Source organism: Acidithiobacillus sp. AMEEHan, assembly GCF_030996345.1.
Classification (GTDB): domain Bacteria; phylum Pseudomonadota; class Gammaproteobacteria; order Acidithiobacillales; family Acidithiobacillaceae; genus Igneacidithiobacillus.
Map to the genome: position 1 here is coordinate 2418479 of NZ_CP118747.1, position 25172 is coordinate 2443650.

23 protein-coding genes, 1 tRNA gene and 1 pseudogene are annotated in these 25172 nt (G+C 60.6%); 13 read left to right on the plus strand and 12 right to left on the minus strand.

All coding sequences use genetic code 11. The features are described from left to right. The first annotated feature begins 16 nt into the window (after nt 1-16). On the plus strand, nt 17-1312 hold the full coding sequence (eno, locus tag ORD17_RS12270) for a phosphopyruvate hydratase (protein ID WP_308390102.1): 1296 nt from the start codon (nt 17-19) through the stop codon (nt 1310-1312). A 115-nt stretch (nt 1313-1427) separates the two neighbouring features. Here the strand turns inward: eno and ORD17_RS12275 are convergent, their stop codons facing one another. Next, on the minus strand, nt 1428-2714 hold the full coding sequence (locus ORD17_RS12275; RefSeq protein ID WP_308388773.1) for a dihydrolipoyl dehydrogenase: 1287 nt from the start codon (nt 2712-2714) through the stop codon (nt 1428-1430). A gap of 97 nt (nt 2715-2811) precedes the next feature. Between ORD17_RS12275 and glgP the strand changes: the two genes are divergently transcribed. Further along, nucleotides 2812-5337, plus strand: coding sequence for an alpha-glucan family phosphorylase (gene glgP, locus ORD17_RS12280; protein ID WP_308388774.1), 2526 nt, complete (start codon nt 2812-2814; stop codon nt 5335-5337). A gap of 37 nt (nt 5338-5374) precedes the next feature. Here the strand turns inward: glgP and ORD17_RS12285 are convergent. Then, nucleotides 5375-5450: transfer RNA gene (locus tag ORD17_RS12285), tRNA-Ala, on the minus strand. 89 nt (nt 5451-5539) lie between these two features. Here ORD17_RS12285 and ORD17_RS12290 point away from each other — a divergent pair. The 7 genes and pseudogenes from ORD17_RS12290 (at nt 5540) to acs (ending at nt 11626) form a co-directional block, all read left to right on the plus strand. Further along, nucleotides 5540-6976 carry an exonuclease domain-containing protein gene (locus ORD17_RS12290; protein ID WP_308388775.1) on the plus strand — a complete coding sequence of 479 codons (1437 nt, stop codon included), beginning with the start codon at nt 5540-5542 and terminating at the stop codon, nt 6974-6976. A 63-nt stretch (nt 6977-7039) separates the two neighbouring features. Beyond that, a complete protein-coding gene (locus tag ORD17_RS12295) occupies nt 7040-7288 on the plus strand; it encodes a hypothetical protein (RefSeq protein ID WP_308388776.1) in 249 nt (82 codons plus the stop codon). A 560-nt stretch (nt 7289-7848) separates the two neighbouring features. Next, nucleotides 7849-8379 (plus strand): L,D-transpeptidase, encoded by a 531-nt coding sequence (locus ORD17_RS13525; protein WP_374693414.1) that lies wholly within the window; start codon nt 7849-7851, stop codon nt 8377-8379. Nucleotides 8380-9018: 639 nt separating this feature from the next. After that, nucleotides 9019-9275 (plus strand): annotated as a pseudogene (locus tag ORD17_RS12305) (transposase); the annotation flags it as partial. Nucleotides 9276-9456: 181 nt separating this feature from the next. Then, nucleotides 9457-9681, plus strand: a complete 225-nt coding sequence (locus tag ORD17_RS12310; RefSeq protein ID WP_308388778.1) for a transposase — start codon at nt 9457-9459, stop codon at nt 9679-9681. A gap of 161 nt (nt 9682-9842) precedes the next feature. Next, nucleotides 9843-10121: an acetyl-coenzyme A synthetase N-terminal domain-containing protein gene (locus ORD17_RS12315; protein ID WP_308390103.1), complete on the plus strand. Its 279-nt coding sequence runs from the start codon at nt 9843-9845 to the stop codon at nt 10119-10121. Between the two features lie 5 nt (nt 10122-10126). Continuing rightward, entirely contained in the window at nt 10127-11626 is a 1500-nt protein-coding gene (acs, locus tag ORD17_RS12320; protein ID WP_308390104.1) for an acetate--CoA ligase, read from the plus strand. A gap of 5 nt (nt 11627-11631) precedes the next feature. On the opposite strand, the gene ORD17_RS12325 is transcribed toward acs, so the two are convergent. After that, nucleotides 11632-12033, minus strand: a complete 402-nt coding sequence (locus ORD17_RS12325) for a DUF4168 domain-containing protein (protein ID WP_308388779.1) — start codon at nt 12031-12033, stop codon at nt 11632-11634. A 213-nt stretch (nt 12034-12246) separates the two neighbouring features. Between ORD17_RS12325 and ORD17_RS12330 the strand changes: the two genes are divergently transcribed. Further along, nucleotides 12247-13443, plus strand: a complete 1197-nt coding sequence (locus tag ORD17_RS12330) for a Bcr/CflA family multidrug efflux MFS transporter (RefSeq protein WP_308388780.1) — start codon at nt 12247-12249, stop codon at nt 13441-13443. A 56-nt stretch (nt 13444-13499) separates the two neighbouring features. On the opposite strand, the gene ORD17_RS12335 is transcribed toward ORD17_RS12330, so the two are convergent. The 3 genes from ORD17_RS12335 to ORD17_RS12345 all read right to left on the minus strand — a co-directional run bounded on the left by ORD17_RS12335 (nt 13500) and on the right by ORD17_RS12345 (nt 15433). Beyond that, nucleotides 13500-14120 carry a ferritin-like domain-containing protein gene (locus ORD17_RS12335; RefSeq protein ID WP_308388781.1) on the minus strand — a complete coding sequence of 207 codons (621 nt, stop codon included), beginning with the start codon at nt 14118-14120 and terminating at the stop codon, nt 13500-13502. A gap of 85 nt (nt 14121-14205) precedes the next feature. Further along, a complete protein-coding gene (locus ORD17_RS12340) occupies nt 14206-14895 on the minus strand; it encodes an anti-sigma factor domain-containing protein (protein ID WP_308388782.1) in 690 nt (229 codons plus the stop codon). Then, nucleotides 14882-15433, minus strand: coding sequence for a sigma-70 family RNA polymerase sigma factor (locus ORD17_RS12345; RefSeq protein WP_308388783.1), 552 nt, complete (start codon nt 15431-15433; stop codon nt 14882-14884). The genes ORD17_RS12340 and ORD17_RS12345 overlap by 14 nt, the downstream gene beginning before the upstream one ends. Before the next feature lie 150 nt (nt 15434-15583). Here ORD17_RS12345 and ORD17_RS12350 point away from each other — a divergent pair, with 150 nt between their 5' ends. Continuing rightward, nucleotides 15584-16168 (plus strand): hypothetical protein, encoded by a 585-nt coding sequence (locus ORD17_RS12350; RefSeq protein WP_308388784.1) that lies wholly within the window; start codon nt 15584-15586, stop codon nt 16166-16168. 14 nt (nt 16169-16182) lie between these two features. On the opposite strand, the gene alaS is transcribed toward ORD17_RS12350, so the two are convergent. The 5 genes from alaS to thiL are packed head-to-tail and all read right to left on the minus strand — an operon-like array spanning nt 16183 to nt 22235. Next, entirely contained in the window at nt 16183-18822 is a 2640-nt protein-coding gene (gene alaS / locus ORD17_RS12355; protein ID WP_308388785.1) for an alanine--tRNA ligase, read from the minus strand. Nucleotides 18823-18851: 29 nt separating this feature from the next. Further along, entirely contained in the window at nt 18852-19310 is a 459-nt protein-coding gene (locus ORD17_RS12360; protein ID WP_308388786.1) for a regulatory protein RecX, read from the minus strand. Then, complete coding sequence (recA, locus tag ORD17_RS12365; RefSeq protein ID WP_308388787.1) at nt 19307-20347, minus strand: recombinase RecA; 1041 nt, start codon at nt 20345-20347, stop codon at nt 19307-19309. The genes ORD17_RS12360 and recA overlap by 4 nt, the downstream gene beginning before the upstream one ends. Nucleotides 20348-20380: 33 nt before the next feature. After that, nucleotides 20381-21241: a CinA family protein gene (locus ORD17_RS12370; RefSeq protein ID WP_308388788.1), complete on the minus strand. Its 861-nt coding sequence runs from the start codon at nt 21239-21241 to the stop codon at nt 20381-20383. After that, nucleotides 21231-22235 carry a thiamine-phosphate kinase gene (gene thiL / locus ORD17_RS12375; RefSeq protein WP_308388789.1) on the minus strand — a complete coding sequence of 335 codons (1005 nt, stop codon included), beginning with the start codon at nt 22233-22235 and terminating at the stop codon, nt 21231-21233. Before thiL ends, ORD17_RS12370 begins: the two co-directional genes overlap by 11 nt. Before the next feature lie 90 nt (nt 22236-22325). Between thiL and gluQRS the strand changes: the two genes are divergently transcribed. Further along, nucleotides 22326-23192 carry a tRNA glutamyl-Q(34) synthetase GluQRS gene (gene gluQRS, locus ORD17_RS12380; protein WP_308388790.1) on the plus strand — a complete coding sequence of 289 codons (867 nt, stop codon included), beginning with the start codon at nt 22326-22328 and terminating at the stop codon, nt 23190-23192. Nucleotide 23193: 1 nt separating this feature from the next. Further along, nucleotides 23194-23805 carry a DUF4124 domain-containing protein gene (locus ORD17_RS12385; protein ID WP_308388791.1) on the plus strand — a complete coding sequence of 204 codons (612 nt, stop codon included), beginning with the start codon at nt 23194-23196 and terminating at the stop codon, nt 23803-23805. 78 nt (nt 23806-23883) lie between these two features. Here ORD17_RS12385 and ORD17_RS12390 read toward each other — a convergent pair whose 3' ends face one another. Then, nucleotides 23884-25140 carry a type II secretion system F family protein gene (locus tag ORD17_RS12390; protein WP_308388792.1) on the minus strand — a complete coding sequence of 419 codons (1257 nt, stop codon included), beginning with the start codon at nt 25138-25140 and terminating at the stop codon, nt 23884-23886. Between the last annotated feature and the right edge of the window lie 32 nt (nt 25141-25172).

Here is a 25172-nt window from a genome sequence, read left to right on the forward strand (position 1 = left end):
AAGCAAGGAGACAATGATGGAGAGCCTGATTGAAGACATCACCGCTCGCGAAATTCTCGACTCGCGCGGCAACCCCACCGTCGAAGCGGAGGTCTTATTGACCGATGGCAGCCGCGGACGGGCCGCGGTGCCCTCGGGTGCCTCAACCGGCAGCCGCGAGGCCCTGGAGTTGCGCGACCAGGACCCCAAACGCTTTGCTGGCAAAGGGGTGCGGAAAGTCATCGAGCACATTGAAGAAGAGATCGCCCCCAATCTGATCGATCTGGACGCGAGCGCCCAAAAAATGATCGACGATACCCTGCTCGGCCTGGATGGGACTGCCAACAAATCTCGCCTGGGGGCCAATGCCCTGCTCGCCGTATCCCTGGCCTGCGCCCGCGCTGCCGCCGAGAGCAAGGATCTGCCCCTCTATGCCTATCTCGGTGGCCCTGCTGCCTCCCGCCTGCCGGTGCCCTGCCTCAACGTCCTCAACGGCGGCGTCCATGCCCACTGGCAGGGGGCGGATTTTCAGGAAACCATGCTGGTGCCTTTTGGCGCCGATTCTTTCCGCGAAGCCATCCGCTGGGGCGCGGAGGTCTATCACGCCCTGCAAAGTCTGCTTCTGGAAAGACACCTGAGCGTTGGCGTGGGCGACGAGGGCGGCTTTGCCCCGGCGGTGCAGTCTAACCACGAAACCCTGGATCTGCTCGTCGCTGCCATTGAAAAGGCCGGCTTCGTCCCGGGGAAGGATTGCGGCATCGCCATCGACCCGGCTTCTTCGGAATTTTATCGAGATGGCTTGTATCAGCTGCACACCGAAAAGCGTGCCATCAGCAGCGAAGAGATGATCGAATACTACAGCAAGCTGGTGGATGACTATCCCATCGTGCTGTTGGAGGATGGCCTGGCCGAGGACGATTGGGATTCCTGGAAACAACTCAACGCGCGGCTGGGCAGTCGCATCGAGCTGGTGGGCGACGATATCTTCTGCACCAACCCGGAGATCATCGCCCGCGGGATCAGGGACAACATCGCCAATTCCGTGCTCATCAAGCTCAATCAGATCGGCACCGTCAGCGAGACCTTCGCTGCCGCGCGACTGGCCCAGTTCCACGGTTGGGGGGCCTTCGTTTCGCATCGCTCCGGGGAAACCACCGACGATTTCATTGCCGACCTCACCGTGGCCCTGGACAGCGGTCACATCAAATCCGGTGCACCCTGCCGCGGCGAGCGCGTCGCCAAGTATAACCAGCTCCTGCGCATCGAAGAAGAATTGGGCACTGCCGCCACCTACGCTGGCGCCCAGGCCTTCGTCCGTCCGGCCATCCGCTGACAACGCGGCCGCTTAGCGCCTCAGAAGAGGCTACGGGCGGCCTTGCCAATGCCCTCGGCGGACATAGGATGCTGGTCGGCAAAACGGGCGAGATCATAGGCCGTCGCCCCCAGGCTTAGCGCCGTTCCCATCTGCCCAATAAGGCTACCGGCATCGATGCCGACGATCCAGCCCCCAGCAGGCGCAGGGAGGAAGGCTCGAAGAACAAGCGAATCTCTCCCTCCAGGCGCTCCAGGATCTGCGCCCGGGAGTCTTCGGCGAAATCATAGCGGCCCACCAATAGCTCGCGTCCTTCGGCCTTGGCTGGGGTAACGCCGATATAGGCCGCGGCCGGGAGGGTGAAGATCGTCGTTGGCACGTTGTAGAAGTCCGCGTAATCGAGGGGCTGATTGCCGCCCAGGATATTATGGGCGGCAACCAGAGATTGCCGTACCGCTGCATGAAAGAGCGGCACCCGACCATTGACGTCACCGGCGGCGTAGATATGCGGATAGCGGGTCTGCAGGGAAGGCCCAACGCGGATGCCGTGTCGGTCAAATTCGATACCGATCCCTTCGCAACCCTCGGGAATCACTGGGGAACGCCCCACCGCAAGCAGCACCGCCTCCGCCTCGGCACTTTCCTCCTGCCCGGACCGTTGCCAAACCACCCGACGCAGCGGACCTTGGGCCTCGATGCGCTGCACATCGACATCGGTCAGGATCCGCAGCGCCGCCGGCAACAACGGCTGGAGAAGGGCCACCATGCCCGGGTCCATGCCGTTCAGGATCTGTCCGCCCTTCTGCAAGAGCGTCACCTGGCTACCCAGCTCGGCAAAGAAAGACGCCGTTTCCAGGCCAATATAGCCGCCACCCACTACGATCAGGCGCTTGGGCAAATTGCGCAGGACGGGATCCGGTTTATAGAGATCATGACTGGTCAGACAATGCTCGGCCCCGGGAATGGGAGGTACGAAAACGTCTGAACCGCTGGCAATCAGGATGTGATGGCACTGGATTTTCTCGCTACCGCGCTCATCATCGATCTGCACGGTATGGGGATCCAGAATGCGTGCCACCCCCTTGCGTAGCTCGATACCGGGTTGTGCAGCAAGCTCCTGTGCGTGCTGGGCATAGCGACGTTCCTGCACCCGGTCCTTGTGCTGCACGATGGCCGTATAGTCCGGCGCCAGCCGCTCAGCCAGCCCAAGCTGCGTACCAAAGCGCCCCAGCGCGCCAGCCAAAGACGCCATCTCCCGTACCGCCTTGGATGGCACACAGCCCTCATAGAGACAGTTGCCACTCATCACGCCTTTGGGGTCGACCATGAGTACCCGATGTCCAACCCGCGCCAGACGAAACGCCGCCGGATACGCCGCACCGCCGGCCCCAATACAAAGCAGATCCACCACTGTCTCACCCATATCTGACCTCCTGATCCAATTATATACTTGTCAGTATAGTTCGCCGCTGCGGATGGGCGAATGGTCTACAATGAGGTAGCGGAGCCGGAGGACGCGCATGAATATCACCCCATCGTATGTCTTGCCCCAACTGCCGGAGGCACTGGACGGGCTCATCGAACTGGCCTTGGATCTGCGCTGGTCTTGGAGTTATCACAGCGACGTCCTCTGGGAGCAACTCGATGGAGAACTCTGGAGCCGGACCCGCAACCCCTGGTTGCTGCTGCAGAATCTGGATGCAGGCAAACTCGATGCCTTGGCCAGCAACGAGGCGTTCCTGGCTCAGCTGCAGACGCAATTGCAATACCACCGCCAGGAGAGCCGTCGGGAAAGCTGGTTTCAAAAAAATGTCCCCGCGGCACAGCTGCAACGCGTCGCCTATTTCAGCATGGAGTTCGGTCTCTCCGAGGCCCTACCCATCTATTCCGGGGGTCTCGGGATTCTGGCTGGCGACGTGCTGAAAACTGCGGGCGACCTGGGCGTACCCATGGTCGGCATCGGCATCCTCTGGCAGCAAGGCTATTTCCGGCAAAGTCTCGACGACTGTGGCCGCCAACTGGAGCTCTACCCCTACAACGATCCTACCCAACTTCCCGTTCTCCCGGTGCGCGATCGGGAAGGGCAGTGGCTTCGTATTGAATTGCCCTTTCCCGGTCGTACCGTCATCCTGCGTGCCTGGCAGGCCCAGGTCGGTACCGTCCCGCTCTATCTTCTGGACAGCAACGATCCCCTCAACAGCCCCGCCGACCGGGGTATTACCGCCGAACTCTATGGCGGTGGCCCAGAAATGCGTTTGCAGCAAGAGATCTGCCTGGGCGCGGGCGGTTGGCTGCTGCTGCGCCATCTCGGCATGGAGATAGAGATCTGTCATCTGAACGAAGGGCATGCCGCCTTCGCCATCCTGGCGCGCATCCATAGTCATATGCGCGATCATGGCAGCGACTTCCAGTGTGCCTTGAACGCCACCCGCGCCGGCAACGTCTTTACCACGCACACGCCAGTAGCGGCTGGCTTCGACCGCTTCGCGCCGGAACTCATCTCCCGCTATATCGAAGGCGCACCCAAGATCTTTGGCGTTGACCTGCAGCAGATCCTGGCGCTCGGCCGGGCCAATGCGGATGACCCCCGGGAGCCTTTCAACATGGCCTGGCTGGCCATCCACGGCAGCATCCACGTGAATGGCGTCAGTGCCTTGCACGGGAAAGTGAGCCAACATCTTTTTCAACCACTTTTTCCTCGTTGGCCGGCCGATGAAATCCCGGTATGCGGCATTACCAACGGCGTCCATGTTCCCTCCTGGGATAATGCTGAGGCCGATGCCCTATGGACAAAACACTGCGGCACTGAGCGCTGGCTGGGTGATTTACAGCAAATCGCTGTACACTTTCGCAACGTGAGCGATGCGGAAATCTGGCAACTGCGGGCACAAGGGCGCAAAGGACTCATCGAATTTGCCCGCAACCGCCTGCAACGACAGCTGGCCATGGCGCATCGTCCACAGACAGAAATCGATGCCGCCGCCCTCGTTCTCGACCCCAACACCCTGACCATCGGCTTTGCCCGCCGTTTCACCGCCTACAAGCGTCCCAATCTGCTGCTCAGTGATCCGGAACGCCTGTATCGCATCCTTAGTGATCTCCGTCATCCGGTGCAACTCCTGATCGCCGGTAAGGCGCACCCACGGGACGGTGACGGCAAGGCCATGATCCAGGAATGGACCCAGTTTCTCCGCCGCCATCCCGACCTCTTCCACAAGGTCGTCTTCATTGCCGACTACGATATGCTCGTGGCGGCACAACTGGTGCAAGGGGTGGATGTGTGGATCAATACGCCCCGACGCCCCTGGGAGGCCAGTGGCACCAGCGGCATGAAAGTTCTCGTCAATGGCGGTCTGAATTTTTCCGAACTGGACGGGTGGTGGGCAGAAGCCTATAGCGACGCGGTCGGCTGGGCCCTGGGCGACCGCCACGAACACGATGCCGATTTGGCCTGGGATCGGCAAGAGGCCGAACAGCTCTACCAGACCATTGAGCAAGAAATCGCTCCGCTTTTTTATCAAGGCCGTGACGAGAGCGGCTGTCCCTGCGCCTGGGTGGAAAAGATCCGCACCAGCATGGCAGAGCTCACTCCGCGCTTCAGCAGCCATCGCATGCTCCAGGAGTACGTCGAAGAACTCTACCTACCCGCCGCCAGGCGGCTGCGCCAACGTTCTTCACTGGAACAATTGCAGAGTATCTGCGCTTGGCAGAACCATCTGAAGGCGCATTGGCACGGCCTGCGTTTTGGCGAACTGCACGTTGAGGAAATCGGCGAGGAATATCAGTTCCAGATACATACGTACCTGGACGACATCCCCGCGGAAATGATCAAGGTAGAGTTGTTTGCCAATGGTCTCGAGGGAGCCGGCCCGGAACTGCATCCAATGCAGCGCTCCGAGACCCTCACTGGCGCCGTCAACAGCTACAATTATCGCTGCAACATCGCCAAGCGTCGTCCGGTTTCCGACTACACCCCACGGATCGTTGCGCAGCATCCGCTTTGTCAGGTGCCCCTCGAAAACAACGCGATTCTTTGGTACCGCTAAAGAAAAAGGATCCGGAACTTTTCCGGATCCTTTGGTTTGGTGGAGCTAAGCGGGATCGAACCGCTGACCTCTTGAATGCCATTCAAGCGCTCTCCCAGCTGAGCTATAGCCCCAATTTCTGGTCGGCGTACTATTCCAGAAGACGCCTCTCCTGTCAACCGCAGCCTATGAAGATCCTCGCAAAGCACAATAGAATGGACCCATGAAACATCTTTCCACCTCGCTCAATCGTTTGCTCGCTGAACTGGAACAACCCATCGTCTGCCTGGATCTGGAAACCACTGGCGGGCGCCCCCAGCAGGACCGCATTCTCGAAATCGGCATGGTGACCCTTACGCCTGGGCAAGAGCCGCAGCAATGGGCGCAGTTACTCAATCCCGGTTGCCCCGTTTCCCCCTACATCACGCAGTTGACGGGGATTCATCCCAATATGCTCCGCGATATGCCACGCTTTGAGGAAATCGCTGCAAGCCTGGCGCTCCGCTTAGAGGGGCACATCGTGGTCGCCCACAACGCACGCTTCGACCTCGCTTTTTTGCGCCAGTCCTTCCAGCGCGTTGAGATCCCTTTCCAAGCGAAGGCGATATGCAGCGTCAAACTCTCGCGGCGACTTTTCCCCCAAGAAACGCGACATGGTCTGGACGCCATCATCGATCGACTGGAAATCCCCTGCCGCAATCGTCATCGTGCCTTGGACGATGCGCGAGTCGTTGCGGAATTTCTCCGCCGCCTCGCCGACGAGCGTTTGCCCGAGGTCGTGCAAGCCTGCAAACTGCAATGGGAGCAGGAATGTCTACCTCCCAATCTGGATGCAGAATTCCTTCGCAGTATTCCCAATCGGCCGGGAGTCTATCTGTTTTTTGGGAGCGGTGAGATTCCTTTGTACATTGGCAAGAGCATCCACCTACGCAAACGAGTCCTGGAGCACTTCCGTAATGATTTCCGCCACGACCGCGAAATGCAGATTGCGCAGCAGGTGGAGCGCATTGAATGGCTGGAAACGCAGGGCGAGTTGGGCGCACTGCTGCTGGAATCGCGTCTGGTGAAAGAAAGAAATCCTCTCTACAACCGCCAGTTGCGCAGAAAAAAGGAGCTATGCACCATCGTTTGGGCCGGCCCAGGGAGCGCTGCACCACAGATCCGCTGCGGCGAAGAGATTCGGCCAGGGGTCTGCCACGGAATTTTCGCCAATCGCCGCAGCGCGAAGGCCGCACTCAAGCGTCTGGCACAAGAATGGGGACTTTGCGATATCCGCTTGGGCTTGCAAAAAGGCAAAGGCGCCTGTTTTGGTTTTCAAATCAAACGCTGTCGTGGCGTATGTGCCGGCCAGGAATCTGCGGCGGAGCACGATGAACGTCTATCTGCCGCCATGCAGATTTTGCAAATCCAACATTGGCCTTTTTCTGGGCCCATCGGCATTCCCGAGGAGGACAATAGCGCCTCTCTCCATGTTTTTGATCACTGGTGTCATATGGGAATCGTACGAGAAGATAACGGAGTAATAGAACAATTCGCGGATTCGGCCAGCTTCGATACCGATACCTATCGAATATTGCTTCGCTATCTCCATCACTCTCCCCAACAATGGAGGCCATTGGATCAGGGTTGGCGACAACGCACAAGACAAAGATCGATCTAAGGGAACCAATCTGCATCCAAAATGGTCAACAGATCGTCATTCATAACCCCAAGGAACGCCGCTATGTTTGGATTCGGAAAGGAAGAAATGCCAGCTGTCAACTGCCCGGCCTGTCAAAGCGCCATGCAGGACATGGGTTCGCACGGAATCCGCATGGGCGGGTTGACTGGAATTCTTGGGGCAGGCGCCGCGTTGGTCGGCGGGCAAATCGCCGATGACGCAGAAGAGGCCTTTGAGAAGAAAATGGCGGTGCGAGTATTCGTTTGTCCGCAATGTCATGAAGTATCCCTAAAATATCAGGGTGGACTCTGAGCCTTGGCTTTGCCTGCAACATCTGGCCTGCTTCGCAGGCGCCTGCTGACCCTGTGCCTGTTGCCAGTGCTGGGAGGTTTCGCCAGCAACAGTTTTGCCGCAGGAAATCTTGCGAGCAACGCCAATGCCTGGCAGTGGGTGTGGCAACAACTGGCGCGCTACGGCTACGTTCATGTGGTCTATGGTACTTATATGGGACGCTATGGCGCGCTACGCACGGTCGCCGCCTGGGATGTTTCCGTTCCACAAAAATTGCAGGATTTATCGAACCGCTGGGGCTATTCTGCATTGAACCCGGAATTCCGCAGCGGAGTCATTCAATTTGAACGAGTCAGTAAGATCCTGCCCACCAATGGCATCTCCCGGGGACGGGCGAATGCCACCCTGATTGCTCGGCTGAAGGCGGGGCATATCCCCTACAACCCCTATCCGTTTCAGTGGGTCGAGGTTCGCAAAGATCATCATCCCGAGCAGCTGCGGATCTGGCAAGTGCCGCCCTCCTCGGCAACTGACCTGCATTGGCGGGTCACTGGGGATATCATTCCGTGGTCAACACCGGCGTGTTACAGTCTACGCCAGATGGGACTTGGCCAGTCTATCAGCGCCTTGCCGACACGACGATGCACGGCACTTTTCCCATCCGCGTCACGAAGACAAAATATCTCAGCCTATCGCCAGATCAACGCGGACATTATCACGGTCATCTGGTCTACTGGCAGAAATATGTCGCTCCCAACGTCCGATTTGTCAATTACTTTTACGATGGCCGAGCGATCCACTTCTACCCGCGCAAGAGTTATGGCTGGCCACAAAGCGCCGGATGCGTAGAAATGCCCTATAAAAATGCGAAGCACTTGTTTCACCTTTTGCATTATGGGGATTTGGTATCGGTAGTCGGGCATTATCAGCCTGCCTCGCCTCCCCGCAGAAACTGCTGCTTGCGGAGGAGCAGCTGCGCAAAAGAATCCTGCGAAGCATCGCAGAGCAGGTGTCCAGCTCTGCGTGACCCAGTGAATTGCTGCAGTCCGCTCCCGTTTGCCAGTTGCCGGCAGAGGTCTTACCATCGCTCCATAAGCCAGCAGCAGCGATGACGACGATCATGACTCAATCTATCGATTCCCATCTCAACGAAGAGCGTCTTGGCTCCCGACACATTGAGTGGGTAAGGCGGTATGATTGCTTTATGGAAGGGCAGCGAGCTGAGGATAAGGATGGACAAAGGTAATCAACTGTTCACTCTGGCGTTGGGGTGGTTCCGCCGTGGATGGTGGACGATGTGCGGTTCACGGTGGAGGAAAAGGCGCCTGGACCTGCATGTGAACTTCCAAGGGGTAGTCAGTTCCCTGTCCGGTCTGCGGCCAGGACTGCCCGGTCTATGACACCCAGGAGAAGGTCTGGCGTCACCATCGACTTCTTCCAGCATGCGGCTTATCTCCATGCCCGCGTACCACGGGTCCATTGCCCGGAACACGGCGTGCATTTGGTATCCGTCCCTTGGGCGCGGAAGGCTCGGGATTCACGCTGCTCTTTGAGGCTCTAGTCATGGCCATGGTCCGGGAGATGCCCGTGTTGACGGTCTCCCGCCTAGTGCGGGAGACGGACCAGACTCTGGCGGGTGCTCGATCATTACGTCGCCAAGGCCCGCGAGGCCGCGGACAGTGTCAGAGGTCCATTCCGTCGGTATCGATGAGACGAGCAGCCGGCGCGGCCATGATTACATCACCCTGTTTGTGGACCTCGTGGCGAAGCGCCTGCTGTTTGCCACACCCGGCAAGGATGCCGAGACTTTTGCGCAGTTCGCCGAAGATCTGCAGGCCCATGGCGGCAGCGCCGAGGCCATTACGGAGGTCAGCATGGACCTCTCGCCAGCCTTCCAAAAGGGGCCGCAGAACACCTGCCCAACGCCCAGGTCACCTTCGATCGCTTTCACCTCATGAAGCTCGTCAATGAGGCCGTAGATGCCGTACGCAAGGGGGAAGCCCTCTCCCAACCAGACCTGAAAAAGAGCCGCTGGCTTTGGCTCAAGACCCGGGAAAGCTCTCCGCCAAGCAAAGCGCCAGGCTCCGGGAGATCCTCAAGAACAGAACCTCAAGACAGCACAGGCTTATCAGCTTCGCCTGACCTTCCAAGAATCTTCACCGTCCAGAATCGCCACCTAGGGCGCCACCTTGCTCAAGGCCTGGGTGGAAAACGTCAAGGACAGCGGATTACCGCCAATGGTCAAGGTCGCCTACACCGTCATGAAATCACTGGGATGGTGTGCTCCGCTGGTTCGAGAAGCCAGATTCACCAACGGGATTCTGGAAGGCTTCAATAGCCTCCTCCAGTCCGCCAAGGCAAAAGCCCGTGGCTACCCGTACCCACAAGAACTTTATCAACATGGCTCTACCTGATCCCGTAAACGGATCTCAGGCTACACCCACATGAAACATCGAAGAACCAGCGTCTTTTCCCGGTCCCCGAGGCATTCGCCGCCCGGGCGCATCTCGATCATGGCGAATACCAGCGTCTGCAGGCAGAAGCGGAACGAGATCCTGATGCTTTCTGGGGCGCTCTGGCGCGCGAACACCTGCTCTGGGAGCAGCCATTCTCGCAGGTGCTCGACGGGCGCGAGGCGCCTTTCTACCGCTGGTTCGCCGACGGCAGCCTCAATGTCGCAAAAAACTGCATCGATCGTCACCTGCACGGAGCGCAGAAGCACAAGGCAGCGTTGATTTGGGAGGGAGAGGATGGCAGCGTCAAGACCCTGACTTACGCGCAACTGCACCGCGAGGTCAACCTCTTTGCCAATGCCCTGCGCGCCGAGAAGGTCGAGGCCGGGATCGGGTCGTGATCTACATGCCCATGGTTATCGAAGCGGTAGTGGCGATGCTTGCCTGCGCGCGTATCGGTGCTGTGCACTCCGTGGTGTTCGGTGGATTTTCCGCCGAGGCACTCAAGGATCGTCTGGAGGACACCGGTGCCAAAGTTCTGCTCACCGCCGATGGCGCCTATCGTGGTGGCAAGATCGTCCCGCTCAAACGCCATGCCGATCAGGCCCTATTGCGCGAGCACGAACACCAGGTGGAACGGGTCATTGTCTTGCAGCGCACCGGCACCGATATCGACATGCTCGACGGCCGCGATCTGTGGTGGCACGAGGCAGTCGCCGGGCTGTCGGCCCACTGTCCTGCCCCCGCCTTCCCCGCGGAGCATCCCCTCTTCATCCTCTACACCTCGGGCAGTACCGGCAAACCCAAAGGGATTCTGCACAGCAGTGCCGGTTACCTGCTCTGGGCGAAGCTCACCAGTCATTGGTCTTTCGATCTAAGAGATGACGACGTGTATTGGTGTACCGCCGATGTCGGATGGATCACTGGGCACAGCTACGTGGTTTATGGTCCACTGGCCAATGGCGCCACTGTCTTTTTGTATGAAGGCGCACCCATGTACCCGCAACCCGATCGCTTCTGGTCGATGGTCGAACGCCACGGCATCACTGTCCTCTACACAGCGCCGACGGCAGTGCGCGCCTTCATGAAGATGGGCGATGCCTGGGTCAAGAAACACGATCTCAGCAGCCTGCGATTGCTTGGGAGCGTGGGCGAACCGATGAATCCCGAAGCCTGGATCTGGTACCGCGACGTCATTGGCGGCGGGAAATGCCCCATCGTCGATACTTGGTGGCAGACCGAAACCGGCGGTCATATGATCGCCCCACTGCCGGGTGTCAGCGCCAACAAACCCGGCTCTTGCGCCCTGCCCCTGCCCGGAATTTCCGCCAAGGTGGTGAATGAGCAGGGTGAGGAAATCCATGCCGCCGACCAGGGGGGCTATCTCGTCATCGATCGCCCTTGGCCGGGCATGCTGCGGGGCATCTGGAGCAATCCCGAACGCTACGCGCAGACCTACTGGGGGAAGTTCGCCAATCGCTACTACATTGCCGGCGACAGCGCCCGTCGCGACAAGGATGGCTACTTTTGGGTGATGGGCCGCATCGATGATGTCCTCAATGTATCCGGCCATCGCCTCGGTACGGCGGAGATCGAATCTGCCCTCGTTTCCCATCCCGCCGTCGCCGAGGCTGCCGTAGTCGGCGTTCCGCATGAGATCAAGGGAGAAGCGATATCTGCCTTCGTGATCCTCAAGGCCTCCCACCAGGGAGACGATCATGATCAACTGAGCGCGGCGTTACGCGCCCAGGTGACTGACCTGATTGGCGCCATCGCCCGTCCCGACGACATCCACTTCGTCGACAGCCTACCCAAAACCCGCTCGGGTAAAATCATGCGCCGGCTGTTGCGCGCCCAAGCTCGCGGTGAGGAAATCACCCAGGATATCAGCACCCTCGAAGATTGAGCAGATCATCCCAAGCCGTGCAAGGCCGCTTCGGTCCGCTTGGCAAAAGCTGGATCGGTCTCGGCCTTTTTTAGCAACGCCTCATATTTTGTTGGCGTCAGCTGATGCTGCGCAAGAATTGCAGTAATTTGCTTGTCATAGCCCTCTAGCTTTTGATGTTTTTCTTTTTCACTCATGCTCTTGCTGGAAATGACGGTATGCGCCTGCATATCGATAGGTTGAATTTCCTTCACTGCCGCGGCGAAGTGATGCAGCTCCTGCTGGTCCACATGCAGCTTGACAGGAGATTGTACCATCGGCTCAGCAGGCGTCGTCTGCGCTGGCATCTCGGTACTGGCCAATGCCCAAGTGCTACCACAAATCAAAGTCGCAGAAGACAAAACACCAACAATAATTTCCTTCTTCATGATCTCTCCCGTTTAGAACACGGCAAAAATAGTGAAGCCAAACCCTAACAAGGATAATCATCCATTGTCAAAACTGAATTGTTAATTGTTATATATCATGAGAATGTTGCAAAAATTTTTATCCCCCAAATTACGCAAACACATGGGCTTGATCGCTCTGGCTGCCGCCATAATGCTGCGTTATCATCGCCCTTTCCTACTGGGAGCAAAGCTGTGACGGAAAACTTTCACCCGCGGCGCAGTGTATTTCTTCTCGGCAGCCTCAGCGCCTTCGGCGCGCTTTCCATCGACATGTACCTGCCCAGTTTGCCGACACTACAACAGCATTTTCAGGTCAACCAACTTGCCATTCAGCTTACCCTAGCCGCTTTTTTTCTCGGATTTTCTGGGGGCCAAGCGATCCTCGGTCCCATCAGCGATCGTTTCGGCCGCCGCCCTCCTCTGCTACTCGCGCTGGCGCTCTATATGGCCGCTTCCATTGCCTGCGCTTTTGCTCCCAGCGCCGCCTGGTTGGCGTTCTTTCGCCTGCTGCAGGGCATCGGGGCGTGCTCAGGGCCGGTCATTGGCCGCGCATTGGTACGCGATCTCTTCCCGCCGCAGGACGCCAGCCACGTCTTTGCACGGATGATTCTGGTCATGGGGGTGGCTCCCATTTTTGCACCCCTCCTTGGCGGCTATCTGCTCCTCTGGTCTGGCTGGCAAGCAATCTTCGTCCTGCTGGCGGTCCTCGGGCTCCTGAGCCTGCTGGCCAGCGCCCTGCTCCTGCCTGCCGGCCATCGCGGAGATCCCGCGCATTCGCTCCACCTGTATGCCATTGTCGCGCGCTTCTGGACCCTGCTTCGTGATCCGCGCTTTCGTCCCTACGCCATCATTCTCGCCGCGAGTTTTTCCGGCATGTTTGCCTACATCGCCGGTTCCCCTTTCGTATTCATCGAGTTACACAAAGTGCCAGCGCATGATTTTGGTTGGATCTTTGGCTTCAATGCCCTGGGCCTGATCCTTCTCTCGCAGTTCAATCGCTTTCTGCACCGACGTTATTCTTCGCGTTCTTTGTTACGGACGACCCTATTCATTCAATTCGGCGCCGCAGTGTTCCTGCTTTTTGCCAGTCTCCTACCACAAACGGGCCTTGCAGGCCTCATCGTGCCGCTGTTCTTCTATGTCGCCTCGATTGGTCTGGTTTCCCCGAACAGCAGCGCCTTGGCCATGCAAGAGCAAGGAAAACAGGCGGGCACCGCTTCCGCCCTGCTTGGCAGCCTGCAATTCGCCAGCGCTGCCGTCGCTGCCATGGGCGTCGGCTTGATCGACATCCCCAGCGCCCTGCCCATGGCCCTAGTGATACTCCTATGCGCGACGATTGCGGCATCCGCTGGGCTAACCCTGCGCAAATCCGCTCATTTTCCCGGGTAGCGTGGGCCCCGGACAACAAAAGAGGCGCCGCAGCGCCTCTTTTTCACCACGCTACTTCAGTCATTCGGCATGGCCGAGATAAACGCAGCGGGCACCGGATTCATCCCCAGAGCGTAGCGTAGGGTGGCAAAATGCATCGCCTCGTCACCTTCGATGTTGGCTGCGGCGTGGGCCAGCTCGGGATTGCTGAACTGTTTCACCGCCCCCAAATACGCTTTGGCGGCGCCGATTTCCAAGCCTGCGGCAAAATGCAGCACATCGGCCTGATCCTTCAACTTGTCGACAGGGAAACCCCACGCCTTGGCCAAATCACCCATGGGAGCGGTAAGCGGTAGCTTTGCCGCGACTGGCTTACCACCCATCTTCCGGATCGTCTCAGCGAGTACGTCCGCATGCGCTTCATGATCCTTCTGGAATTCCAGGGCCAGTTTGAGTGGACCTGGCTTCAGCAGCTTACTGTCGGCACCCACCTGGTACGCCGCAATCGCCTGATGTTCGGCATTCAAGGCAAAATTGAGGATACCCAGATCGTGGCTTTCACTGTTCGCAGACATCCCAGCGGCCCGCGCCGTAGCTGGCAAAACCAGATTTCCGGCGGCGGCCAAGCCCAAACCAAAAAGGGCACTTTTTTTCAGAAAATCCCGACGATTTGCGCCGTCTTGCTCATTTTTCTGCATGATATTCTCCTGCCTGTGACGAAAAAAGAGTGATGAATCGTGTCATCACAGTCTAGTACGCACGGCGCGGCCCTGCGGATGCATCCTAACCGCGGATCAGCGTCGCCTGGAGCAGAATGGGTCCGGTGGGTTGCCCGGTAGGAGAACCGCCAGCGGGCTCCATGGTCACTGCCAACAGGCGGGCATGGGAAAGGTTCATATGGTCCGGCACCGGCAGCACCGGCGTCTGCCCGGCGCGCATCGGCAACAGGCCCATCGAGACGGGTTTCTTACCGGGCACGATGGCCCACAGCTGCATGGATTTGTCCGGGGGAATCTGGGTGTTTCGCAGAGTGACCAAGCGCATGTGATGCGCACTCGCGTGGAACACCCAGGTTGCCTGTCCCTGGCCATTGTTGACGACTGCCAGCATGGGCATTTGTGGCGCACTGGGCCACAACCAGGTGATCACCAGCACTATCGCCAGCGCCCCACTCAGGCCTTGCCATAGGCCAAGGCGGCGCCACCAGGGCAAATGCGACGATCCAGACCAGGCGTCGGTCGGTCTAGGCAACTGCGCGCGAATTCCCTGCCACACCCGCTCTGGCGCCGGCTGCGGGCGCGCAGGAAGCAATGCAGGCAAGAGCAGATCCTCCCAGCGCTCCACCATCTGCGCAAGGACGACATCCTGCTGCACGAGGCGCGCAAAGCGGAGTCGCGCCCTTCCCCGCAGGCTGCCGATCACATACAGCGCCGCCAGTTGCTCGGCAAGCTGTGCATGGTTACGTAGATTCATGCTGCAAACAGTCCCGCAAAAACAATAACCCCCTGCGAATCCAGCTCTTCACCGTCCCCAGAGCCGCTCCGAAGTGCTTGGCCACCTCTTCGTAGCTCGCGGCACGATAAAAGGCTTGCACGACGGCCTGACGTTGCTCCGCCGTCATCTTCTGCAAACAATCCTCCATGCGCTTGCGCTCGGCAGGATACAATGCGGCCTCATTGTGCACGGCTCCCCATTCTTCCCGCTCCCAGTCAGGCTCTTCCCAGCCAGGCTCGTCCTTGGGCATGCGTCGCAACAGATCGATCGCCTGGTAGCGCACGATGGCCGCCGCCCAGGCCATGGGAGAGCGCCCGGCGCGGTATTCGGATGCCTTGAGCCAGATCTTGAGGAAGGCATCCTGCAAACAGTCTGCCGCTCGGCCATCTTCTCTTAAAATACGCAAAGCGACAGGGTAGAGATGCGCGGACGTCTCCCGGTAAAAACGCTGGAAAGCCTGCTGATCGCCACGCGCAACAGCAAGTAGCAGCTGCTCCAGCTCAGCCGTATCGATCATCAGGCGTTACGGGACAATTCATGATTTCTCACACTTTTGCATTCGCACCTTTCCGCCGCAAAGTCGTAAGCTGGCCGGTAGAGTCTGGCTGGAGAATAGCGCAGAGTAGCAGCGCTTGACTACGAGTGGGACGCAACTGGAGAGAGCATCATGAAAAAGCAGAAGAGAATTTCCCTAAGAAATGGCCTATTGGGTATTGCAGCTCTGGGCTTGAGTAGCGCGGCGATGGCCAACCCCATCGATCTGCAACTGAACATCGGCACGCCGGCGTACTACCCGCCTGCGGTCGTCGCCACTCCGCCGCTGATGGTGTGGCTACCCAGTCTGGGCGTCTATGCGGCCTACGGCAGCTCCCAGCCCATTTTCTACAGTGGCTCCAGCTACTACTATTTTTACGGCAATCGTTGGTGGGCAGGTCCAGCCTATCGTGGGCCGTGGCGCCCCGTTGCGGCGCCGCCCCCGGGATTGCAGCGCTGGCATCCTGGCGATTGGCAGCGGGTACAGAACGAGGCCCACTACCGCGCGCGCGACCCGCATTGGCGGCATTTCCGGCCACAGGCTAGGCCCCAGCCGCCCATCCCCCAGCAGTACCGGCCACACGGACCGGAACAGGGTCCCTATCACCCGCAACCAGGTCCACGATATGAACATGGCCCCGACCATGGCAACCCAGGTCGCGGAGATCATGGACACGGAGATCATGGGCCGGGCGACCAAGAGCCTGGCCGCCCCTAACAGAAGTCACTTCCTCAAGAAGCCATCTTCTCGTTCAACCAGGTTCTTGCCTCGGCCATCGCCGCGTCCAGCCCTTCCGCTTGCGCGGCGCCCGCCTGCGCCATGTCCGGTCGTCCGCCACCTTTACCTCCCAGCGGTTTCGCAAGCACATTCACCAGCTCACCGGCATGGACCTTGCCGTGCAGGTCCTTGCTGACTGCGGCCAGAAGAGAGACCTTCTCGTCCGCCACACCAGCCAGCACGATGATGCCGGAGCTGATTTCCGAACGGAGACGATCGAGCACCTCGCGTAAGGCCTTCGCATCCATCCCATCCAGGCGTTGCAACAGGACCGGCACATCCCGAATGCGCTCTACCCGCGCGGCCAGATCGGCACCTGCGGTGGCGGCCAATTCCCGCTTGCTGCGCTCCAGCTCCTTCTCCAGTTGCCGCAGGCGCTCCAGGGTCTGGGCGAGCCGCTGATCCAGCTCCGCAGGCGCGGCTTTGAGCAACGCCGCCGCCCCACGTAGGCGTTCCTCATCCTGTTGCACACTGCGTAAGGCGGCTTCCCCGGCTACCGCTTCGATACGGCGAATCCCCGCCGCAACGGCGGACTCGCTCAGGATCTTGAAGAAGCCGATCTCCCCCAGGGCAGCGACATGGGTGCCACCACAAAACTCCAGCGAGTGCTCCCCCATCAGCACCACGCGAACTTCCTCGCCATATTTTTCCCCAAAGAGGGCCATGGCACCCAGGGCTTGCGCCTCAGCGAGGGGCAATACTCGCGTTTCGGCCTGCACATTGGCACGAATCGCAGCGTTCACCTCGCGCTCGATGGCCTGTAGTTCCGCCGACCCCAGGGGCTCCGGATGGCTGAAGTCGAAGCGCAGACGCTCGGCATTCACCAACGATCCCTTTTGCTGCACGTGGCTGCCCAGACGGCGACGTAACACGGCATGCAGAAGGTGCGTCGCCGAGTGGTGGGCGGCAGTGGCGGCACGGGCAACGGGATCGACCGCTGCCTGCAGAATCTCACCGACGCGGATGCTGCCACGTTCCAGGGTGCCGATATGCACGTGCTGGCTGGGTACCGGCTTTTGCGTGTCGGTCACGGAAAACAGGACTTCCTGACCGTGGAAGAGCTTGCCGCAGTCACCCGCCTGCCCGCCCGATTCGCCATAGAAAGGCGTCTGATCGAGGATGATCGCGGCGGACTCGCCCGCCTGCAAGCTATCGACGCAGGCGCCATCCCGGACCATTGCGAGCACCTTCCCGGCGCCGTCGCAACCGCCATAGCCGAGAAATTCGGTGGACGGCAGTTGCATGGCGAGATCGTGATAGATCTTTTCCGCCTTCACCGCGCCGCTGCCGGACCACGCCGCACGGGAGCGTTCGCGCTGCTCCGCCAGCGCCGCATCAAAGCCCGCCATGTCCATCTCCAGCCCACGCTCACGGGCGATATCCGCCGTCAGATCGACCGGAAAGCCGTAGGTATCGGACAGGCGGAAGATGACTTCACCGGGGATGGGTGCCCCCACCGGCAGCTTGGCAATGGCCTCGTCGAGCAGATCCAGCCCGCGCTGCAAGGTCTCGCGGAATTTTTCTTCCTCGCGATGCAGCTGCCGCTCGACCTCGTGTTGTGCCTGGCGCAGCTCCGGGTAGGCGTCGCCCATGCTGGCAACCAGCGGCGCCACCAGACGGTAGAAAAATGCGTCCTCGATGCCAAGCTTGCGCCCATGCCGCACCGCACGGCGGATGATCCGCCGCAGCACATAACCGCGACCTTCGTTACTCGGCATGACACCATCGGTGATCAGGAAGCTGCAGGCACGGATATGATCTGCCAGGACCCGCAGACTGGTGTCGCCTTCGGCACTGCTGCCATAGGGCGTGGCGGCCAGCTCCGCCGCTGCCGCGATCAGTACCTGAAAGATATCGGTGTCGTAGTTATTGTGCACACCCTGCAGGACCGCCGCCAGACGCTCCAGACCCATGCCGGTGTCGACCGAAGGTTTGGGCAAGGGCGTGAGCTTGCCCGAGCTGTCCCGGTCGTACTGCATGAAGACCAGATTCCAGATCTCGATGTAGCGGTCACCGTCGGCCTCCGGGCTTCCGGGCGGGCCGCCGGGGATTGCCGGACCGTGATCGTAGAAGATCTCCGAACAGGGACCGCAGGGGCCGGTATCGCCCATACTCCAGAAGTTGTCCTTGTCGCCGCAGCGGGAGAAGCGCGCAGCGTCGATCTTCATCTCGTTCAGCCAGATCTCGGCCGCTTCGTCGTCCTTGTCGTGAACCGTCACCCAGAGCTTCTCGGCCGGCAGGCCCAGGGTTTGGGTGAGAAAACGCCAAGCGAACTGGATGGCTTCCCGCTTGAAGTAATCACCAAAAGAGAAATTGCCGAGCATCTCGAAGAAAGTATGGTGACGCGCCGTATAGCCAACGTTTTCGAGATCGTTGTGCTTGCCGCCAGCACGCATGCAGCGCTGGGTGGAGACTGCCCGAGTATAAGGGCGCTGCTCCAGCCCAAGAAAGGTATCCTTGAACTGCACCATGCCGGCGTTGGTGAAGAGTAGCGTCGGGTCATTACGCGGCACCAGAGGACTGCTGGGGACGACCTGATGCCCTTGGCTGGCAAAAAACTGCAAAAAGGCGCTACGGATGGCTGCTGACTTCATGTGACTCCCTGAACGATACTCGGCGGGGCTCACTCCCCATCCGCAAACAAATCCTCTTGGGCCAAAGCCTTACGAATCAGGTCGGGGGGAAAGCCGCGACCCTGTAAAAATCGCGCCCGGCGTACCCACTCCCTGGCGTCGCTGGGCGCCTGCTCGCCAAAACGCTTCTGCAACACCTGCCGCGCCCGCGCCAGCCAATCCACCTCGGCCAGCAAGACGCGGTCCTCGCCTGCGCCACTCGCACGCCAGTCCTGCAGCACCCGCATGGGGCCCTGCCCACGCGCCGCTCGACTGCGCATCCGCGCCTCGCGGTAGCGGGCGTCGCTCAAATATCCGCGCTCTACTAAACTCGCAAGGACCGCGTCCACCGCCTCGGCAGCGAAGCCAGTCTGCCGCAAGAGGCGAGATCGCAATTCGGCGCGGGCATATTCCCGCCGCGCTAAGAGGCGCAGGGCCACGGCCTCGATGGCCGCTTCCCCGTCGCTCACCCTTCGGCTTCGGCCAGCCCCGGCACCTCTTCGGCAAAGGCCAGCGGGTGGCCCAGGGCCGCGGCGCGCACCTTGTCCTCAATGGCCTTCGCCACTTCCGGATGCTCTTTCAGATACTGACGGGCATTGTCCTTACCTTGCCCGATCCGCTCGCTGCCGTAACTGTACCAGGCCCCGCTCTTTTCCAGAATGTCGAACTTGACCCCCAGATCGACCAGCTCCGACAGACGCGAAATTCCCTCGCCGTAATAGATGGCGAACTCCGCCTCGCGGAACGGTGGGGCCACCTTGTTCTTGACCACCTTCACCCGGGTATCGTTGCCAAGGACTTCGTCGCCCTTCTTGATCGCGCCGATACGGCGGATATCCAAGCGCACGGAGGCGTAAAACTTGAGGGCGTTGCCGCCGGTGGTGGTTTCCGGGCTGCCGTACATGACGCCGATTTTCATACGAATCTGATTGATGAAAATGACCAGGGTATTGGTACGCGAGATGTTGGCAGTGAGCTTGCGCAGGGCCTGACTCATCAGCCGCGCCTGCAGACCCACATGCGAATCGCCCATCTCGCCCTCAATTTCCGCTTTGGGCGTCAGGGCGGCCACGGAATCCACGACGATGAGATCGACGGCACCGGAGCGCACCAGCATATCGGCAATTTCCAGTGCCTGTTCGCCGGTATCCGGCTGCGAGATGAGGAGATTTTCGAGATCCACCCCGAGCTTCTGCGCGTAAGTGGGATCCAGGGCATGTTCGGCGTCGATGAAGGCCGCCGTACCGCCGGCGGCTTGACAACTGGCGATGGCGTGCAGCGTCAGGGTCGTTTTGCCGGAGGATTCCGGCCCATAGATCTCGACGATGCGCCCGCGCGGCAGTCCACCGACCCCCAAGGCCAGATCCAGCCCCAGGGAACCCGTGGAATAGACGGCAATGTCCTTGATGGCGCTCTGCTCACCCAGGCGCATGATGGCACCCTTGCCAAACTGGCGGTCGATTTGCGACAGGGCCGCAGCCAGCGCCTTGCTCCGTTGATCATCCATCTTGCCATCTCCTCATGTGGACACCCGGGCATTCTACCCGAGGGATTCGTACAGACCAATCTTGGGATGCTCACTCTCTGTCAGCAAGCCCAGCAGACCGCCGATGGCGACCGAACCGGCAGCATATTGCACGGCCCAACGATCCCCGGCGAAGCACAGGGTGCGCAGCTCACGCTGGTTGCGGCTTGCCCAGCCCAGGCAAACGGTGCCGACGGGCTTCCCGGGCACTGCGCCGCCGGGGCCGGCAATGCCGCTGACCGCAATCGCAAGGTCGGCGTGACGCAGGGCGCCATCGAGCATCTCTCCTACCACCTCCTCAGACACGGCACCGTGCACCTGCAGCGTCTTGCCCGCCACCCCCAGCATCTCCTCCTTGGCGGCATTGCTGTATACCACAAAACCCTGGCGCAGCACGGCCGACGACCCCGGCAAGGCGGCGATGCGCGCGGCAATTCCACCAGCGGTGCAGGATTCGGCGGTCGCCAGCTGCCAGCCGCGGCTCTCGGCCCAACGCAACAAGGCCCACTCCGGCGGCGCCAGATCCAGCGCCATCCCGTCCCCGCCGCCAGACCAGATTTCTCCGGGCAAGGGCGCGTCCACCGGCGTCACGCCAAAGCGGGTGCGTGGCATTGCTGTGAGGAACCAATGGCGACAAAGGTATTCTGCAAGCCGCGACCAGTCGAGGGGGTCGAGAAGAATTCCCCCGGCAGATTGCCAGGCAGCGGCATTGGCAAAGTCTCCCAAGGCTACGCCCTGTACAGAGTGGAGCGGCAGCTCGCGGCACAGCGACAGCCGCACCGGCTGCCCGGCCCATTCGATCCACGTCGCCACCCGCTGCGCCAGCGGCAAGGCAGCGGGACGCAGAGGAAGATAAATCGGGAATTCAGAGTTCATGCTCATGCCCCCATCGTGCCGGCAGCGGCCGCTCTTCGTCCTGCCAGAAGAGTCGTACGCCCGCCTCTACCGGTAGAATCCTCCCCACCCGGCATAGAGGCGTCGCCGTACGCCGCGCCACGTCCTGCAGCGCGACGGCCAGGGAGGGCGGCGCGCAGAGGATCAACTCATAATCGTCGCCACCGGTCAGGGCGCTGCGCGACAGTCGCTCCCAATCCCCCGCCACCCAGCCGGCCAGTGGCGGGCTCAGGGGCAACTGATCGGCATCGATCCGTGCGCCTACCCGCGAGGCAGACAATATGTGACGCAGATCGGCCAGAAAGCCATCCGAGACATCCTGCGCGCAACGGGCACCCAACTGCTGCGCCGCCTGCGCAAAGGCCAGGCGGGGCGTAGGACGCAAGCGTCGCTGCTCCAGCCAGTCGTCCCCCACCAGGAGCGCGTTCTCCTCTCCCCGGCGCGCGGCAAAGGCGCGCTCCAGGGCCAGTGCCGCATCGCCCAGGGTGCCCGTGACGTAGATGTCGTCGCCCATCTGTGCTGCATTGCGCTGCAAGGCCGGCCCCTCCAGCAGTCCCAGGGCGCTCACTGTCACGGTCAGCGGCCCAGCGGTGGACACTGTATCGCCCCCCACCAGACGCAGCGCCCAGGAAGATGCCAGAGCCTGCCAACCACGTATGAAATCGGCACGCCACTCCGTCCCTGCCACGCCAACAGGCAAGGCCAGATTGAGCAAGGCCCAGCGCGGTTCGGCACCCATGGCTGCGAGGTCACTGAGGTTGACTGCCAACGCCTTCCAGGCCAGATCCGCGGCGTTCACATCGGCAAAGAAATGCCGTCCCGCCACCAAGGTATCGGTACAGGCGACCAGCGCCCGTCCGCCGCAATCGAGCACCGCCGCGTCATCGCCAATGCCGATCAGGGTACCATCCCCAGCCCGCCCCTGGCCCAGGGCATCGCGCAGTTCGGCAATCAGGGCAAACTCCGCGGAGGGCATTCAGGTACCTCCAAAGCATAGATTCAGCGTTTCGCTGCAGACAGGGTATGCTGGCATGAACGGCTGCTTCCTCTTTCGCATTTTGCAACGATGCCTACGGATTCCTGCAACAATCTACCGATTCGTTCGGCGCAAGTCATTACCGGCCGCTTTGCGCCGAGCCCCAGCGGACCCTTGCATGCGGGCTCGGCACTGGCGGCCATTGGCAGTTACCTGAGCGCCAAGACCCAGGGTGGTCGCTGGCTGCTGCGTATCGACGACATCGACGGCGCCCGTTGCCGGCCCGAGGCCCCCGAGCAGATCCTGCGGCAACTGGACTCCTTGGGATTGGCGTGGGACGGCCCCATTCGCTATCAGTCGCAGCATCTGGAGCAATACGCCGCGGCACTGCGACACCTGCAAGAGCAAGAGCTTGCCTACCCCTGCGACTGTACCCGACAAAGCCTCGTCCAACGGTCCTGTACCTGTCGCGGCCGGCCGCCGCGCAGACCGCGAGCCTGGCGCCTCGATCTCCGTGGACTGCCCCACACTACATGGTACGATCGCTACTTGGGACGCCAGGAGCCCAGTTTTCCCAAGCATCCCCCGGTTCTGTTGCGTGCCGATGGACCCTTTGCCTATCTGCTCTGCTGCGTGGTGGACGATGCCGAACAGGGGATTACCGAGATCATTCGCGGCGCCGACCTGGCGGCCATCACCCCTCTACAGCAGTACCTACAACGGCAACTCGGGCTTCCCTCCGCCCAATACGGACACCTACCCTTAGTCTACGATCAAAACGGCAAAAAACTCTCCAAAAGTGACGGGGCCGCTGCCTTTGATGCGCGGATCATCTGGGAACAAAGCCTGCAGGCGATGGGTTGGGACACTCCCGCGGAATTGCGCGGGGCGAGCCCCGAGGAATGGCGTGACTGGTCCCTTGCCGAAGGGGTCCGACAATGGAACCTGGAGAAATGATTTGGGCTCCCTGCGGGAAAAGGTTTATGGTAGCCAGTGTCAGGCGCAGATGAGCGTAACGATGGGTAAAACCGGGGGTTTGTCCAGATATCTCGTCCTTGTGGGTGCCTGCTGGCTGGCGATGTCAGCCCTGGCGCCCCGGGCGCTCGCATTGCCCATTTACCGCTGGGTCTCTCCCGAGGGCGTGGTCAGCTTTGGCAACCAGCCCCCCAAGGACGCCAGGGATGTGCAAAAAATCGGCGAGCAAAGCCCGACCCCGGCTACCCCACCAGCGCCGGTCGCGAAACCACCGCAGCGGGAACCACAGCAAGCGCAGCAGAAAATTGCCCGGGATGAAGAGCTTGCCGCCAAACTCAACCTGTTACGTGCTCTGGAAAATTATCTCGGCCAACGGCAGCCGCAAATCATCCATGAGGACCGCGGCCCGTCCCTCTTTCTCTATCCGCCCTACCCCTACTCACCCTACCCCCCGCGGCAACCGTATCGGCCACGACCGCCACGACCGCCACGACCGCCACGACCGCCACGACCACCACAACCGCCAACGGTGAACAACGGGCTGCCGCAAATTCCACCGTGGTACACCGGCCCCTGGCCGCGGCAGACGCCCTGAGGAAGGGCCACGGCCAACAGCGCCGGCAGGCGCGAAGCAGCCAACCCGGTAGCAGCGCAGGTGGGAAATCTATCGCCCTTAGCCGCCGTGGGTCACGACCGCGCCCATCTTGAAGATCGGCATATACATGGCCACCACCAGAGTACCCACCACGATACCCAGAATGACCATGATGATCGGCTCCATGAGGGTGGACATGCGGTTGACCGCCTCGTTGACCTCGTTTTCATAGAAATCGGCGACCTTGCCCGACATCACCTCGACGGCGCCGGTCTCTTCACCAATGGCGAGCATCTGGGTGGCCATCAGCGGAAACACGCCGTCTTCCTTGAGCTTGGTAGAGATGCGCCCGCCTGCGGCAACATCGGCACGGGCATTGAGCACGCTCCTTTCGATGATGGCGTTATTGGACACCCGGGAAAGGGTATCCAGGGCATCGAGGATGGGCACGCCGGCGGACTGCATGGTCGAAAGCGTACGATTGAAGCGGGCCACGGCGCCCTTCAGCAAAATATCGCCCAAGACCGGAATTTTCAGGGAATAGCGGTCAACAACCACCTTGAATTTGTCGCTGCGCCGGTAGGCATAGCGAAACAGAAACACCGCTGCGATGGGCGTTACCACCACGATGTACCAGTGTCCGCGCATCCAGTTGGAAATATTGATGACCACCTGGGTCAGCAGCGGCAGGGTAGCGCCAAAGCTGCTGAACAGGTTGGCGAATACGGGAATCACGAAGATCATCAGAATCACTACCACGACGATCATGACGGTAATGATCGCTGCCGGGTAGAACATGGCCGACTTGACCTTTTTGGTCAGGGCCAGACTCCTCTCGCGGTAGTCCGCCAGACGCAGCAGGATGGTGTCGAGAATACCGCCCTGCTCGCCCGCCGCTACCAGCGAAACGAATAGGCGATCAAAGTATTTGGGGTAGTGCGCCAGAGACTGCGACAGGGATTCGCCCTCGTTCAGATGGCGCAGAATGCCTTTCAACAACTTGCGCATACCGGGCTGGGAAGTGGCCGAGACCAGCAGCTCGAAACTCTGTACCAGGGGCACACCCGCATTGATCATGGTGGAGAGCTGACGCACCATGACTACCAGGCTGGTTTCCTTGACCCCCTCCCCGCCGAGGAGCGGTTTGGGCGCCTTCTTGACCACGATGGGGGTGAGCCCCGCCCGGCGCAGGCTGGCCTTGACCACATTGGCCGAGGCCGCCGTCATCTCGCCCTTTTGCCGCGTGCGCCCATCCGCAGTCTTGGCTTCCCAAACGAAATCGGTCAGGTTGACCTTTTCCGTTTGCCGTTGCTGACCCTTCACGGCGGTTGCCATAGCTGTCTCCCCGCTTACCCGGTTTCTCTTGT